This is a genomic window from Pantoea sp. C2G6 (assembly GCF_051336815.1).
Lineage (GTDB): Bacteria > Pseudomonadota > Gammaproteobacteria > Enterobacterales > Enterobacteriaceae > Pantoea.
Genome location: NZ_JBGMNJ010000006.1, coordinates 209,309 through 223,896, shown reverse-complemented (window position 1 = coordinate 223,896; position 14,588 = coordinate 209,309). Strand labels below are relative to the sequence as shown.

At 59.2% G+C, this 14,588-nt stretch carries 13 protein-coding genes; 7 read left to right on the top strand and 6 right to left on the bottom strand.

Going from position 1 to position 14,588, the window contains the following annotated elements; translation table 11 throughout:
- Window positions 1-54 precede the first annotated feature (54 nt).
- Genes ACCW71_RS10985 through ACCW71_RS10975 form a run of 3 tightly spaced genes read left to right on the top strand, consistent with a single transcriptional unit; the run spans window position 55 to window position 1,893 of the window.
- Window positions 55-669, top strand: coding sequence for a methylthioribulose 1-phosphate dehydratase (locus tag ACCW71_RS10985; protein WP_436371240.1), 615 nt, complete (start codon window positions 55-57; stop codon window positions 667-669).
- Window positions 666-1,349, top strand: coding sequence for an acireductone synthase (gene mtnC / locus ACCW71_RS10980; RefSeq protein WP_436371238.1), 684 nt, complete (start codon window positions 666-668; stop codon window positions 1,347-1,349). Before ACCW71_RS10985 ends, mtnC begins: the two co-directional genes overlap by 4 nt.
- 1 nt (window position 1,350) lies before the next feature.
- Window positions 1,351-1,893 (top strand): 1,2-dihydroxy-3-keto-5-methylthiopentene dioxygenase, encoded by a 543-nt coding sequence (locus ACCW71_RS10975; protein WP_436371237.1) that lies wholly within the window; start codon window positions 1,351-1,353, stop codon window positions 1,891-1,893.
- Between the two features lie 62 nt (window positions 1,894-1,955).
- On the opposite strand, the gene mtnA is transcribed toward ACCW71_RS10975, so the two are convergent.
- Window positions 1,956-2,978, bottom strand: a complete 1,023-nt coding sequence (mtnA, locus tag ACCW71_RS10970; protein WP_436371235.1) for an S-methyl-5-thioribose-1-phosphate isomerase — start codon at window positions 2,976-2,978, stop codon at window positions 1,956-1,958.
- Between the two features lie 123 nt (window positions 2,979-3,101).
- Here mtnA and mtnK point away from each other — a divergent pair, with 123 nt between their 5' ends.
- Complete coding sequence (gene mtnK, locus ACCW71_RS10965; RefSeq protein WP_436371233.1) at window positions 3,102-4,301, top strand: S-methyl-5-thioribose kinase; 1,200 nt, start codon at window positions 3,102-3,104, stop codon at window positions 4,299-4,301.
- Between the two features lie 395 nt (window positions 4,302-4,696).
- On the opposite strand, the gene fadE is transcribed toward mtnK, so the two are convergent.
- Complete coding sequence (gene fadE, locus ACCW71_RS10960; RefSeq protein ID WP_436371231.1) at window positions 4,697-7,147, bottom strand: acyl-CoA dehydrogenase FadE; 2,451 nt, start codon at window positions 7,145-7,147, stop codon at window positions 4,697-4,699.
- Between the two features lie 249 nt (window positions 7,148-7,396).
- Between fadE and lpcA the strand changes: the two genes are divergently transcribed.
- Together lpcA and ACCW71_RS10950 are read left to right on the top strand one after the other, a co-directional pair.
- The gene (lpcA, locus tag ACCW71_RS10955) at window positions 7,397-7,975 is read left to right on the top strand and encodes a D-sedoheptulose 7-phosphate isomerase (RefSeq protein WP_031374980.1); all 579 of its coding nucleotides are present in this window, start codon (window positions 7,397-7,399) and stop codon (window positions 7,973-7,975) included.
- A gap of 51 nt (window positions 7,976-8,026) precedes the next feature.
- A complete protein-coding gene (locus ACCW71_RS10950) occupies window positions 8,027-8,800 on the top strand; it encodes a class II glutamine amidotransferase (RefSeq protein ID WP_436371229.1) in 774 nt (257 codons plus the stop codon).
- On the opposite strand, the gene dpaA is transcribed toward ACCW71_RS10950, so the two are convergent.
- On the bottom strand, window positions 8,765-9,511 hold the full coding sequence (dpaA, locus tag ACCW71_RS10945) for a peptidoglycan meso-diaminopimelic acid protein amidase (RefSeq protein ID WP_436371227.1): 747 nt from the start codon (window positions 9,509-9,511) through the stop codon (window positions 8,765-8,767). The two genes, ACCW71_RS10950 and dpaA, sit on opposite strands and share 36 nt — an antisense overlap.
- 244 nt (window positions 9,512-9,755) lie before the next feature.
- Between dpaA and dinB the strand changes: the two genes are divergently transcribed.
- On the top strand, window positions 9,756-10,811 hold the full coding sequence (dinB, locus tag ACCW71_RS10940) for a DNA polymerase IV (protein WP_436371225.1): 1,056 nt from the start codon (window positions 9,756-9,758) through the stop codon (window positions 10,809-10,811).
- An 85-nt stretch (window positions 10,812-10,896) separates the two neighbouring features.
- Here dinB and ACCW71_RS10935 read toward each other — a convergent pair whose 3' ends face one another.
- From ACCW71_RS10935 to ACCW71_RS10925, 3 genes are read right to left on the bottom strand one after another with little or no spacing between them, the layout of a single operon-like run.
- The gene (locus ACCW71_RS10935; RefSeq protein WP_436371224.1) at window positions 10,897-11,964 is read right to left on the bottom strand and encodes a sugar ABC transporter substrate-binding protein; all 1,068 of its coding nucleotides are present in this window, start codon (window positions 11,962-11,964) and stop codon (window positions 10,897-10,899) included.
- Between the two features lie 25 nt (window positions 11,965-11,989).
- The gene (locus ACCW71_RS10930) at window positions 11,990-12,991 is read right to left on the bottom strand and encodes an ABC transporter permease (RefSeq protein WP_436371222.1); all 1,002 of its coding nucleotides are present in this window, start codon (window positions 12,989-12,991) and stop codon (window positions 11,990-11,992) included.
- A complete protein-coding gene (locus tag ACCW71_RS10925; protein WP_436371220.1) occupies window positions 12,988-14,493 on the bottom strand; it encodes a sugar ABC transporter ATP-binding protein in 1,506 nt (501 codons plus the stop codon). The genes ACCW71_RS10930 and ACCW71_RS10925 overlap by 4 nt, the downstream gene beginning before the upstream one ends.
- Window positions 14,494-14,588 lie beyond the last annotated feature (95 nt).

Genomic DNA, 14,588 nt, shown 5'->3' with positions numbered 1-14,588 from the left:
GCCATTACCATTATCTGAGCCACACGACATCACCTTTCACCGCAAGGAACCTTTATGTCGCAGAGTCTTCCGTTAGATCAGCTGGTCGCCGCCTGTCACTGGATTGGTGCGAAAGGCTGGGCGCCAGCCACCGGCGGCAATATGTCGGTGCGCCGCGATGAGCAGGTCTGCCTGCTGAGTGAGTCGGGAAAAGATAAAGGCACGCTGACGCGCGATGACTTTATCGAGGTTGATATTGCCACCAGCCAGTCGCTCTCCGGTCGCAAACCCTCAGCCGAAACCGCGCTGCACACCCTGATCTATCGCCTCTTCCCGGAGGCGGGCGCGGTGCTGCATACCCATACGGTGAATGCGACGGTGCTGTCGCGGGTGGAGCAGGGCGCGGCGCTGCTGCTGCACGGCTATGAGATGCAAAAATCGTTAAGCGGTCAGCACACCCATCTGGATACTGTCGCTATCCCGCTGTTCGACAACAGCCAGGATATGGCGGCACTGGCGTCAGAAATTGAAGATTATGCCGCCCGCTTTCCACTGCACTACGGCTTCCTGCTGCGCGGCCACGGTTTAACCTGCTGGGGCCGCGACGTCAGCGAAGCGCGCCGTCAGCTGGAAGGTCTGGAGTTTTTATTTGAATGTGAACGTCAACGTCGCCTGCTGGAGAAAGTATGATCCGCGCCATTGTCACTGATATTGAAGGCACCACCAGCGATATTCGCTTTGTCCACAACATCCTGTTCCCCTTTGCCCGTCAGCGGCTGGCCGCTTTTCTGGCGGAACATCAGCAGCAGCCTGAGGTGCAGGCGGCGATCCGGTCAGTACGCGAAGAGGCCGGGCAGCCCGCGGCCGATCTGACCGCGGTGACGCAGATCCTGCTGGGGTTTATGGACCAGGATCGAAAATCCACCGGCCTGAAAGCGTTGCAGGGGATGATCTGGCGCGATGGCTATCTCAACGGCAGTTTCACCGGTCATCTCTACCCCGACGTCGTGCCGGCGCTGACAAGCTGGCAGGCGCAGGGGCTTAAATTGTATGTATATTCCTCCGGCTCGGTTGCGGCGCAGAAATTGTTATTTGGCTACAGCGACGAAGGTGATATTACTGGCCTGTTCAGCGGCTATTTTGACACCCACGTCGGGGCCAAACGCGAGGTCGCGGCCTATCGCGCTATCGCCGCGCAGACAGGTCTGCCTGCGGAACAGCTGCTGTTTCTCTCCGATATTCATCAGGAGCTGGATGCGGCGGCAGAGGCTGGCTGGCAGACGGTACAACTGCTGCGTGGTGACGCGGACCCTGAAAGCCGTCACCGCCAGGTCACGGATTTTTCCCAGATTAACCCGGAGTCGATTTAAGATGAGTGCACTGACTATTTTTACCGACAGCGACGCCAGCCAGCCGATCTGGCACAGCAGCGAGCCGGAAGCGATTCGTGAACGTCTCAACGCCAAAGGGGTACGCTTTGAACGCTGGCAGGCCGATCGCGATTTGGGAGAGAACCCGGATGCGGAAACGGTGATCAACGCCTATCAGCATGCGATCGATCGGCTGGTGGCGGAGAAGGGCTATCAGAGCTGGGACGTGATTACCATGCGTGCCGATCATCCGCAGAAGACGGTGCTGCGTGAAAAGTTTCTCTCTGAACATACCCACGGCGAAGATGAGGTGCGTTTCTTTGTTGAGGGAGCCGGGCTGTTCTGCCTGCATCTGGAGGGGGAGATCCTGCAAATTCTCTGCGAAAAGAACGATCTGATCTCGGTCCCGGCCGGTACGCCACACTGGTTCGATATGGGCTCGTCGCCGCACTTCACCGCTATCCGTATTTTCGATAACCAGGAGGGCTGGGTGGCGAACTTCACTGGCGATAAGATCGCCGACGCCTATCCACGGCTGGTGTAACCGTCAGCGCCCGGCCAGCGCGGCTGGCCGGGGCTTTCACTCCGGCAGGGTAAACAGACCACTTACTGCGGCTGAAAGATCCCGGCCTGAACCTGTTCCGGGGTGACCACTCCGGTATCCAGCACCCAGCCGCTGATCAGCGCGGCAGGCGTGACATCAAACGCCGGGTTGTAAACCCTCGCCGCCTGCGGTGCCCACTCTACGCTGCCAAAACTGCCCGCCACGCCGGTCACTTCGCTGGCGGCGCGCTGCTCAATGGGGATCGCGGTGCCATCCGGGCAACTGCGATCCAGCGTGGTGTGCGGGGCCGCCACGTAAAACGGAATCTGATGATAATGGGCCAGCACCGCCAGGCTGTAGGTGCCGATCTTATTCGCCACATCGCCGTTGGCGGCAATCCGATCAGCGCCGACCCACACCGCGTCCACCTCTCCACGGGCCATCAGGCTGGCGGCCATCGAGTCGGTAATCAGGGTGTAGGGAACCGCCAGCTCACCCAGCTCCCAGGCGGTTAACCGGCCGCCCTGTAACAGCGGACGGGTTTCATCCACCCAGACATTTTTAATCAGACCCTGCTGATGGGCGCGGGCAATGACGCCGAGCGCGGTGCCGACCCCGGCTGTCGCCAGGCCGCCGGTGTTACAGTGGGTCAGCAGCTGGCTGCCCGGTTTCACCCGCGTACAGCCCGCGTCAGCGATGGCGTCACACAGCTGCTTATCTTCCTGCACCAGCCGCCAGGCTTCCTCAGCCAGCGCCGGGGCAAAGTCCGGTTGCGCCAGCGCCAGTTTCATCCGATCCAGATTGTTCATCAGATTAACGGCCGTCGGGCGGGCGGCGCGCAGGGTCTCCAGCGCCTGTGTCAGTTCCGCGCGCGGCAGCCCCTGTTCAGCCAGCAGCGCCAGCAGCAGCGAGGCGGAGAGGCCGATCAGCGGCGCACCGCGCACCCGCAGCGCATGGATATGGTCAATCAGCTGCGTGACGCTGTGCGCTGGCAGCCAGTTTTTTTGCTGCGGCAGCGCCTGCTGATCCAGGATCCAGAGCTGATTGTCACGAACCTGTAAACTGGTGGTTTGAAGTGTCTGCATTGTGGGTGAAATCCATGTTGCGTTAATGCTGCGTATTGTGCCAACATGCTGAACGGATGTATAGACGTCTGAACGGCTTATTAACCCTGGTTTATCCAGTCTCTGATTGATGAGGAACAGGCAATGTCACAATACCGTACCTTTACGGCGGCTGATGCTGTGGAGTATGCCCGACAATTTGGCGGCATTGAGGAACCTTCCACGCTGAGCAGCGCGGAAGAGATTGGTGATGGCAACCTCAACCTGGTGTTTAAAATTTATGATGACCAGGGCAATAGCCGGGTGGTGGTGAAGCAGGCGCTGCCGTATGTGCGCTGTGTGGGCGAGTCCTGGCCGCTGACGCTGGATCGGGCGCGGCTGGAAGCGCAGACGCTGGTGGAACACTACAAATATTGTCCGCAGCACACGGTGAAGATCACCCATTATGATGCGGAACTGGCGGTGATGGTGATGGAAGATCTCTCCAGTCACCGCATCTGGCGCAGTGAGCTGGTAAAGGGCGTTTACTATCCTGAGGCGGCGCAGCAGCTGGGAATTTATCTGGCGCAGACGCTGTTTCACACCTCCGATTTCATCCTGCATCCGCACCAGAAAAAAGCGGAAGTGGCGCGTTTCATTAACCCGGAAATGTGTGAAATCACCGAAGATCTCTTCTTTAACGATCCTTACACCGATCATGAGCGCAACAGCTATCCTGCGGCGCTTGAACCGCTGGTCGCCAGCCTGCGTGACGACGACGCGCTGCGTATCGCGGTGGGCGGTCTGAAACATCGCTTTTTTGCCCACGCCGAGGCGCTGCTGCATGGCGACATTCACAGCGGCTCGATTTTTGTGGCTGACGGCAGTCTGAAAGCGATCGATGCGGAGTTTGGCTATTTCGGGCCAATCGGTTTCGATGTCGGCACGGCGATAGGTAATCTGCTGATCAACTACTGCGCACTGCCGGGCCTGCTGGCGCCGCGTGAGGCGGCGGATGCCCGTGAGCAGCGCCTCAGCGATGTGCATACGCTCTGGTCGACGTTTTCCCGGCACTTCCTGGCGCTGGCGGCGGAGAAAACCCGCGATCCGGCGCTGGCTTATCCCGGCTATGCGGCGGCGTTTTTGCGTAAAGTGTGGGCCGATACCCTCGGCTACTGCGGCACGGAACTGATTCGCCGTACGGTAGGGATGTCACACGTGGCGGATATGAAGCTGATTGCCGATCCGGCGATGCGTACCGACTGCATCCGCAACGCGATTAACCTGGGACGCACGCTGATTCTGGCGGCCGATCATGTCGAAGATGGGGATGCGCTGATTGCCCGCATCCGTCAGGCGGGATAAAAAAAGCCGACGCGATGTCGGCTTTCAGGTAAATCAAAGGCTGGCTGTAAGAGTGTGCCCGCGCCGGAAATAGGGTCAGATCGGAAAGTCGCTAAAGCCATCCCTGGCTCGCTCGGCCCGCGCAATTACGCACCTCATCCCTGAGGTGCGCCCGTAAACGGGCCAACGCTTTGCGTTGTTCAAAAACGCTCCCGGCGTTTTTGTCCGTGGCACGGGATGCTTTCCTCTTCTGACCCTGTTCCCTGCGCCTTAAGCTAATCGATTGCGGTCAGTTTCACCTGGATTTGTCATTATCAGCTCTCTTTGGCCGGCGAGGCGCCGACCTCTGAAAACAGTGCTGACTCCCATCGCTTTACGTTCAGTACCCGGTGCCGACATCATATCGGCACTGAATCCTATGCTGCCTCACTCGCCCGTGACGCAGGCTGAGGCGCTTTCTCTGGCACCGGCACGGCCAGCGCATCAGGCTCAAAATCATCAACGTTAATTGAACGCAGACGGCTGGCTTCAGCCCGCTGCAACACCTCTGCTTCTTTCGCGTCAATCCAGCCCTGCTCCAGCGCCTGTTTCGCCAGCGCATCCAGACGGGTAAAGGAGAAGTGCTGTTTAGCCTGTTTGCACAAGCGGTCATGGATCACTTCTGCCGCCATCACATCCTGCAACGCCTGTTCCAGCTGACCGGCAGGGTTATGCTCACTCGGCGTCAGGTACATGCCACGGCCCAGACGGCTGCGGGTGGCTGACGGCTGTTGCAGCATTTTTGCCAGCTGATGATCGAGGCGGTCAGACGGCGCAGGGCAGTGATGACCACCTGCGAAAATGGTCATCCGCAGTGCGCCCGCCACCAGACGGTTCGGGAAGTTGCGCAGCAGATCGTCGATGGCAGCTTCCGCCTGATGCAGCGCATCCTGCACGCCCCAGTGAACCAGCGGCAGATCGGCTTCGTTGCGGCCTTCATCGTCATAGCGTTTCAGCGTCGCCGAGGCGAGGTAGAGCTGGCTCAGCACATCGCCCAGCCGCGCCGAAATACGCTCGCGACGTTTCAGGCTGCCGCCCAGCACCGCCATCGACACATCGGAGAGCAGCGCCAGGCTGGCACTGATGCGGTTGAGGTGCTGATAGTAGCGACGGGTGGCATCGCGGGTCGGGCTGGCGCTGGTGCGTCCACCGGTTAAGCCGAGCCACAGGCTGCGCATGGCGCTGCTGCCGACATGACCGATATGGCTGAACAGCGCCCGGTCAAAGGCGTTAACGTCATTGCTGGCGGCCGCCGCCATCTCCTGAAGCACATAAGGATGGCAACGAATCGCCCCCTGGCCAAAGATAATCATGCTGCGGGTCAGGATGTTGGCCCCTTCCACGGTGATGGCGATCGGGGCACCCTGATAGGCGCGCGCCAGGAAGTTGCTGTTGCCAAGCATAATCCCTTTGCCGCCGGCAATATCCATGGCGTCGATAATCGCGCGCTGACCGCGATGGGTGCAGTGATATTTCACAATCGCCGACAGTACCGCCGGTTTTTCACCCTGCATAATACCGGCGGTAATCAGCGTCGCGGCGGCATCCATTACATAGGCGTTACCGGCGATGCGCGCCAGCGGCTCCTCGATCCCTTCCATTTTACCGATAGAGACCCGGAACTGGCGGCGGATATGAGCATAGGCTCCGGTCGCCAGCGCCACGCTTTTCAGGCTGCCGGTTGAGTTCGACGGCAGGGTAATACCGCGACCCACCGACAGACACTCCACCAGCATCCGCCAGCCCTGACCGGCCATTTCCGGGCCGCCGATAATATAGTCGATCGGCACAAAGATATTGTTGCCACGGGTCGGTCCGTTCTGGAACGGCACGTTAAGCGGGAAGTGACGATGACCAATCTCCACGCCGGGGGTGTTGGTCGGGATCAGCGCACAGGTAATGCCAGGATTTTCGTTGTCGCTGAGCAGATGATCCGGGTCAGAGAGCTTAAAGGCCAGGCCCAGCACGGTGGCGATCGGAGCCAGCGTGATGTAGCGCTTATTCCAGGTGAGTCGCATACCCAGCACCTGCTGACCCTGCCACTCACCCATGCAGACCACACCGGTATCAGGAATCGCACCGGCATCTGAGCCCGCTTCCGGGCTGGTCAGGGCGAAGCAGGGGATCTCTTCACCGCGTGCCAGCCGTGGCAGATAGTGGTTTTTCTGCTCTTCAGTGCCGTAGTGTTGCAGCAGTTCACCGGGGCCGAGCGAGTTGGGCACGCCCACGGTAATCGCCAGAATGCCGGAGACGCCCGCCAGTTTTTGCAGCACGCAGGCCTGCGCATAGGCGGAGAAATCGAGACCGCCATACTCTTTCTTAATGATCATCGCGAAGAAGCGATGCTCTTTCAGATAGGCCCAGAGTTCCGGCGGCATATCGGCCAGCTCATGGGTAATCTGGAAATCGTTAGCCATGCGGCACGCCTCTTCCACCGGGCCAGCGAGAAACGCCTGCTCCTCGGCAGTCAGGCGCGGCTGCGGATAGTTATGCAGCTTCTGCCAGTCCGGCTTGCCCTGGAAGAGATCGCCTTCCCACCAGGTGGTGCCGGCGTCGATCGCCTCTTTCTCGGTGCGTGACATCGGCGGCATCACCTGCTGAAAGCGCTGGAACATCGGCTGTGAAAACAGGCTGCGACGCAGCGACGGCAGGTTAAACGGCAGCAGGATGATCGCCAGCGGCAGCAGGAGCCACGGCGTCCAGAGATGTGCGACAGCCATCGCTGCGGTCCACAGCAGCAGAATCGCGCTGCTCAGCCGCAGTGAGAGGCGGTGATAGAACAGGGCGCCAATCAGCGCCACCGTGGCAAGTATCGAAACAACCATCATAATGAACCGCTCCGCAAGCAAGTAGTAAGAGGTCTGACCTGTTATGCATAGAGGTTTAGAATAGTTGGCCGCATTTATCAATTCGTTTACATCACAATTACAACCTGTCTCACAAAATCGCGCTGCCGTCGCTTTTTTCATCATCCGCGGCCGGGCGGGGTCGTGCTACGTCATGGCATGAGGCTTTGCGCTGACCGGCCATTCCGTTAAACTTGCTGCGATTAACCTCTCCTAAAAAAGGACATTCCTATGTACCAGGACATCATCCGCTCTGAGCTTAATGAAGCTGCTGATACGCTGAATAAATTCCTCAGCGACGACGCCAATATCCATGCGATTCAACGTGCTGCGGTGCTGCTGGCTGACAGCTTCAAGGCGGGCGGCAAGGTGCTTTCCTGCGGCAACGGCGGTTCACACTGCGATGCGATGCACTTCGCGGAAGAGCTGACCGGCCGCTATCGTGAAAATCGTCCTGGCTATCCGGCGATTGCCATCTCCGATGTCAGCCATCTCTCCTGCGTCAGTAATGACTTTGGCTACGACTACGTTTTCTCACGCTATGTGGAAGCGGTAGGGCGTCCGGGCGACGTGCTACTGGGGCTTTCCACTTCCGGTAATTCGGCCAATATCATTAAAGCGATTGAGGCCGCCCGTGCGCAGGGAATGAAAGTGATCACCCTGACCGGCAAAGATGGCGGTAAGATGGCGGGCAGTGCTGACATTGAAATCCGGGTGCCTCACTTTGGCTATGCCGATCGCATCCAGGAGATCCACATTAAAGTGATCCACATCCTGATGCTGCTGATCGAAAAAGAGATGGTGAAGTAACAGCGTTGGCCTCCCGCCTGACGGGAGGCGTCCTGATTTAAGGCGGTGGCTATGTGCGAATTGCTCGGGATGAGCGCCAATGTTCCCACGGATATTTGTTTCAGCTTTACCGGACTGGTTCAGCGTGGCGGGGGAACCGGGCCTCACAAAGATGGCTGGGGTATTACCTTTTACGAAGATAAAGGCTGCCGTACCTTTAAAGATCCGCTGCCGAGCTTTAACTCACCGATTGCGCGGCTGGTGCAGGAGTATCCGATTAAATCCCATTCGGTGGTGGCGCATATCCGTCAGGCGAACCGGGGACAGGTGTCGCTGGAGAATACCCATCCCTTTACCCGCGAGCTGTGGGGCCGTAACTGGACCTATGCCCACAATGGTCAGCTCAAGGGGTATCGTCAGCTGGAGACCGGCACATTCCGGCCGGTGGGGGAGACCGACAGCGAAAAGGCGTTCTGCTGGATCCTGCATCAGCTGGCGACGCGCTACCCACGCACGCCGGGCAACTGGCCGGCGGTGTTTCGTTTCATCGGGGAGCTGGCCGGGACGCTGCGGCAGAAAGGGGTATTTAACATGCTGCTGTCAGATGGCCGCTATCTGATGGCCTTCTGCTCAACCAATCTGTTCTGGATCACCCGCCGTGCCCCCTTTGGCCGGGCGCAGCTGCTGGATCAGGATGTCGAGGTCGATTTCCAGCAGCACACCACGCCGCATGACGTGGTGACAGTGATTGCGACGCAGCCTCTGACGGCCAATGAAACCTGGCAGCGGATTGTGCCAGGCGAGTGGGCGTTATTCTGTCTTGGAGAGCGCCAGGAAGGAGCGTGACGCCGCTTCGGGATTGGTTAACACCGGTGCCGGGCTGCTGTTCATCACATACCTGCCGCTGGCGACATTCACCGTCGGCGGCTGGTGATATTTAGCAAAGTAAGCGTATCCCGGCTGCAACTGCTGCCAGAAACTGGCATCGCTGGAGTAGCGGTGGCGCTGCATGTTGCTGTCGGTCATGCGGAACGGGAAGATGCTGATGCTGACATCCTGCTGGCCGTTACGCAGCGCCGCGTTCACATAGGTAAAAATCTCATCCATATAGGCGTTGGTCATGGCATAGCAGCCAATCGACTTACAGTCGCCATGAATCATCAGGTAGTTGCCGCTGTAGCCCTGATTGCGGTCATACTGATTGGGAAAGCCGATATTGATCGCGCGATAAAAGCGGCTATCGGGCTTCAGCTGATTCAGCTTCACGTTATAAAAACCTTCCGGGCTTTTGAAATCGCCTTCACGACGTTTCGGGCCGAGGCCGCCAGAAAAGTTACAGATGCGGTAGGTATCCAGCAGACGATATTCGTTACCGATTTTGCCGTACAGCTCCAGCGTCCGCTCTTCCTTGAAGATCTGGATATAGACCGGGGTGCCGAGTAACTGCTTCTTTAATTCTTTGCTGACCGGTGCCGCCTGCTGCGCGGGTTCGGGTGTCATTGCCATGCTGAGGGCTGGCAGTAAAATCATCGCAAACAGGAGTGCGATTTTGCCCATGCTGTGTGTACCTTGAGGTGAAGAGAACATGACGCAAATTGTGCGTCTCTGCTTGCATTATCGGAACAGTCCGCTACCGCAGCGCAACATTAAACATTGTCTGTTTTTTTAGCAAGACGGTCGCCGCGAAATTAACGCTTTCCTCAACAGAATACGGCCAGATTTTTGTAAACTTTAATGGCATCTGCGACAGATATTGCAGTTACCTCTGCCAACTGTATACTTATCCAGTGCTGGAGGGGGTATGCGTAAAATCATTCATGTCGATATGGACTGTTTCTATGCCGCGGTGGAGATGCGTGATAATCCCCGATTGCGCGACATCCCGATCGCCATTGGCGGCAGCCGCGAACGGCGCGGGGTGATCAGTACCGCCAACTATCCGGCACGTAAATTTGGCGTGCGCAGCGCGATGCCGACCGGTATGGCGCTGAAGTTATGCCCCCATCTGCGCCTGCTGCCAGGACGCTTTGACGCCTATAAAGAAGCCTCGGCGCAGATCCGCGAAATCTTTACCCGTTACACCCCGCTGATTGAACCGCTCTCACTGGATGAAGCCTATCTGGATGTCACCGACAGCCCGCACTGCCACGGCTCCGCCACACTGATAGCCAGGGAGATCCGCGCCACTATCTACCGGGAAACCCGGCTCACCGCCTCGGCCGGTATCGCCCCGATTAAGTTTCTGGCTAAGATCGCCTCCGATTTAAACAAGCCCGACGGGCAGTTCGTGATCACTCCGCCAGAAATGGCCGGCTTTCTGCTGACCCTGCCGCTGGCGAAGATCCCAGGCGTCGGTAAGGTGTCGGCAAAGAAGCTGGAAGAGATGGGGCTGATAACCTGCGGTGACGTGCAGCAGGCGGATTTAGCCCAGTTGCTGAAGCGCTTTGGCAAGTTTGGCCGGGTGCTGTGGGAGCGCAGTCACGGCATTGATGAACGCGGCGTAATCGTCGAGCGGGAACGCAAATCGCTGGGGGTGGAGCGCACGCTGGCGGAGGATATTAGTGACTGGGATGCCTGCCTGGAGATTATCGATTTTCTCTATGAGGAACTCGATCGCCGCCTGACGCAGATCCGGCCCGACAAACAGGTGGCGCGTCAGGGGGTCAAACTGAAGTTCAGCGATTTCCAGCAGACTACTCAGGAGCACATCTGGCCGGTGCTGAACAAAGAGGACATGATTGCTATCGCCCGCAAAACCTGGGATGAGCGTCGCGCCGGGCGCGGCGTGCGGCTGGTGGGATTGCACGTCACGATGGTCGATCCCCAGCTTGAGCGGCAGTTACTGCTGGGACTGTAGTGCGGTTACAGGGTCAGCCTCACCGAACGGCGAGGCGGTGGGGCGGAAGCGGGCTTTACGGCCCGCGCCGCAACCTGACGCGTGATTACTTCTGATATTTCGCCGCGAGCGTGGCAAACCAGGGGGCCACGAAATCTTCATTGCCGCCCCAGCCGGGAACGATCTTATTCAGCGACGCGACGTTGACCGCCCCTGGCTGGCTGTTAAGCTGCTGCTGCGAGATTGACGCCGCTTTAAACTGGTAGCTGGCGGGGGTCTCTTCCCCGGCGATTTTCTTCGCCACCAGACGCATATTCACCGCGCCGATAGTTTTCGGGTCCACCGCTACCGTCTGCACCCACGGGCTGTTTTTCTCACGCATCAGTTGTAGATCCTGGTTGGAGACATCGATGCTGTAGAGTTTAATTTCGGTGCGTCCGTTCTCCTGGAGCGCTTTGTAAGCGCCCTGGCTGAAGGCGTCCCACGCTCCCCAGATGGCATCGATTTTCCCTTTCGGGTACTTCGCCAGAATCGCACCAATCTTGTTGGCGGTATCACCCTGAACGTCGCTGGAGACCGCGCCAATCGACTCCAGCTGATGAATGCCCGGATTCTCTTTCAGCAGTTTTTCATACACCACCTGACGGCGCTCCATCGGCGGGAAGCCGGCAACCCACAGCTTGACGATGTTCGCCTTGCCATGAAAATCGCTGATGAGCTGGCCCAGCGACAGCTGCGCCAGTGAAGCGTCATCCTGCGCGGTAACGGTGACGCCCGGCACTGGCGTGTCAACTGGGGTATCAAACACCGACAGTTTAATGCCCGCGTCGGCGATGCGCTTGACCAGATCGCTGGCGTAGGGCGCTTTACCGTGCGACAGCACGATGCCGTCATACTTCTGGCTGATCGCCTGATTCACGAAATCCTGGAAGCGCGCGTCGTCGCCGTTGCTCAGAAAGGTGCTGACCTTAAAGCCGAGCTGGCGACCCTGCTGAATCGCCCCGGCGACAAACTGGGTGGTGTTGTCATCGGAGCCGAGGTTGCGGATCACCGCGATGCGGATCGGCCCGCTGTGACTGGCGATAGCCGCGGGCACCGGGGTTACCGTTTCAGCGAAGGCGGCGCTGGCGTTCAGCAGGCTCAGCGCCAGCAGCGAAAGGGTTATTTTTTGCATGGTGATTAACTCCGGTAAGCGCGCCTCAGCGGCGCTGGATATAGGTTATTGCCAGTGCCAAAGCCAGCACCAGTCCTTTAATAATGTCCATCGCGTAATAGGGAACCGAGAGCATCACCAGGCCGTTCTGCAACACGCCAAGGATCACCGCGCCGATCAGCGTTCCCAGCGCGTTGGGTTTGCCTGAGCCCGCCAGCGAGAAGCCGATCCACGCGGCGGCCACCGCATCCATCAGGTAGCCCCCTCCGGCGTTAACCTGCGAGGAACCGATGCGTGAGGCGAGCAGAATGCCGCCCAGACCGGCCAGCAGTGAGGCGATGACGTAAGCCAGCACCCGATAGCGGGTGGTGCGGATGCCGGAAAGGCGCGCCGCTTCAGGATTACCGCCCAGCGCATACATCCGGCGGCCATGTTTGGTCAGCGACAGCGCCAGCTGTGCCACCACGGTAACCACCAGCATAATAATGACGATGGTCGGGACCTGACCCAGCAGGCTGAAGGCAGGCGGAATGGTGCCTTCCGCCATATCGCCGCTCGGCAGCACCATGTTGGTGGTGATCGATCCGCCAAAGCTGTAGGTCATCGCCACGCCCTGAATCACAAACAGCGTCGCCAGCGTCGCCAGCATGTCGGGTATACGCAGGATCACAATCAGGAAGGCGTTAAACAGCCCGACCAGGGTGCAGAGCGCCAGGGTGATCAGGATCGCGCTGGTGGTGCCGAAGCCGTACCAGACAAACAGCGAGATCACCAGCGCGTTGGCCAGCGAGGCGGTCGAGCCGACCGAGAGATCAAAACCGCCCACCGTCAGCGAGATCGAGACGCCGATCGCTATCACCGTCACAATCGCAATCGAGCGCAGGATATTGATGATGTTATTGGGTTCAAGGAAGCTGTCAGAGGCGAGGCCAAAAGCGGCGATCAGGATCACCACCGTCAGCAACATGCCCCATTTATAGAGAAAGTCGAACAGCTGGTGACGCCACGGTGACGCTGGCAGGTTCAGGCGGGTTTCTTTGCTGCTCACGCAGGGGTTCCTCCGGTGGAATAGAGCAAAAGCGTCTCTTCGGTAACGTCGCGTGCAGCCAGTTCAGCCACAATGCGTCCATCCCAGAGCACACAAATCCGGTCGCACAGACCGACCAGTTCAGAAAATTCACCCGACGCATAGATAATGCCTTTGCCTTCCCGCGCCAGGCTGTCGATCAGAGTAAAGAGTTCGGTTTTGGCCTTAATATCAACGCCTTTGGTCGGCTCATCGAAAATCAGTACGTCGGCGTTGTTGCGCAGCCATTTACCGATCGCCACCTTCTGCTGATTGCCGCCGGAGAGACGGCGCAGCGGCTGTGCCGGACCGGTGGTGCGCACCTTGAGCCGCTGAATGACCTGCTCCGCCCAGCGCCAGGCCTGGCGATGACCAAACAGGCTCCAGCGCGAAAAAGTGTCGTCCGCGCTGACGCTGAGGTTCATCGCCACCGACTCATCAATAAAGATCCCCTCTTTGCGCCGCTCTTCCGGCACCAGCGCCATGCGGCGGCTGACGGAGTCGTGCGGGGAACGGGGCCGCCACGGCTGACCATGCAGCTCCCCCCGGCTGACGCGGCTTTTGCTGGCACCAAACAGCGCCTTGCAGAGTTCGGTTTTACCGGCACCGGCCAGACCCGCAATCCCCAGTATTTCGCCTTTGTGCAGCCGCAGCGAGATAGCCTGTAGCCGCTGTTCATCGTGCAGATCCTCTACTGACAGCAGCACCGCGCCGGATGTGGGCGCGCGCCGGGCCGGGAAAATATCGGTGAGCTGATGGCCCAGCATCTTCTCCACGATCTGCTCGCCGCTCAGCGCCGCCATCGGGGCGCTCTCAATCAGCCGGCCATCGCGCAGCACCGTCAGACGATCGCAGATCGCTTTCAGTTCATGAATGCGGTGAGAGATAAACACCACGCCGATGCCGCTGGCCCGCAGGCGACGCACCACGGCAAACAGCCGTTCACTTTCATGCTGGTCGAGCGGGGCGGTGGGTTCATCCAGAATCAGAAAGCGGCAGCGATGCGACAGCGCCCGTGCCAGCAGGATTTGCTGCTTTTCCGCCAGGGTGCAGTGCCCGGCCAGCCGGTTGACGTCGAGCGTCACCTCAAGCTGCGCCAGCAGGGCACGCGCCTGACGACGGATCCCGCCCCAGCGATAGCGGTGGCCGGGCTCAGCCAGCTGATCCAGCAGGATGTTTTCCGCCACGCTGAGCTGCGGCACCAGCGCCACATCGACCTCCTGCTGCACCAGATGAATACCCAGCTGTTTAGCATCGCGCGGGGTGCGAATGGAAACCGGCTGACCGTCCAGCCGGATCTCGCCGCTGTAGTGGCTGTGCGCACCGGACAGGATCGCCATCAGCGTGGATTTACCCGCCCCGTTAGCGCCGGTCAGCGCGTGGACAGAATGGCCTTCACTGGTGAAATCCACCGACGACAGCGCGGCAAATCCGCCAAACGCGATGGAGATGTTACGCATCTCAAGGCGATTTATCCCAGGCATCTCATTACTCTCGTGAAGGATCGCTGGCCGCATTTTTTCCTGAACTTTCAGGCGCGGCAACAGCCGAAAGCGCATAAGCTAGCACGAAATCTTAT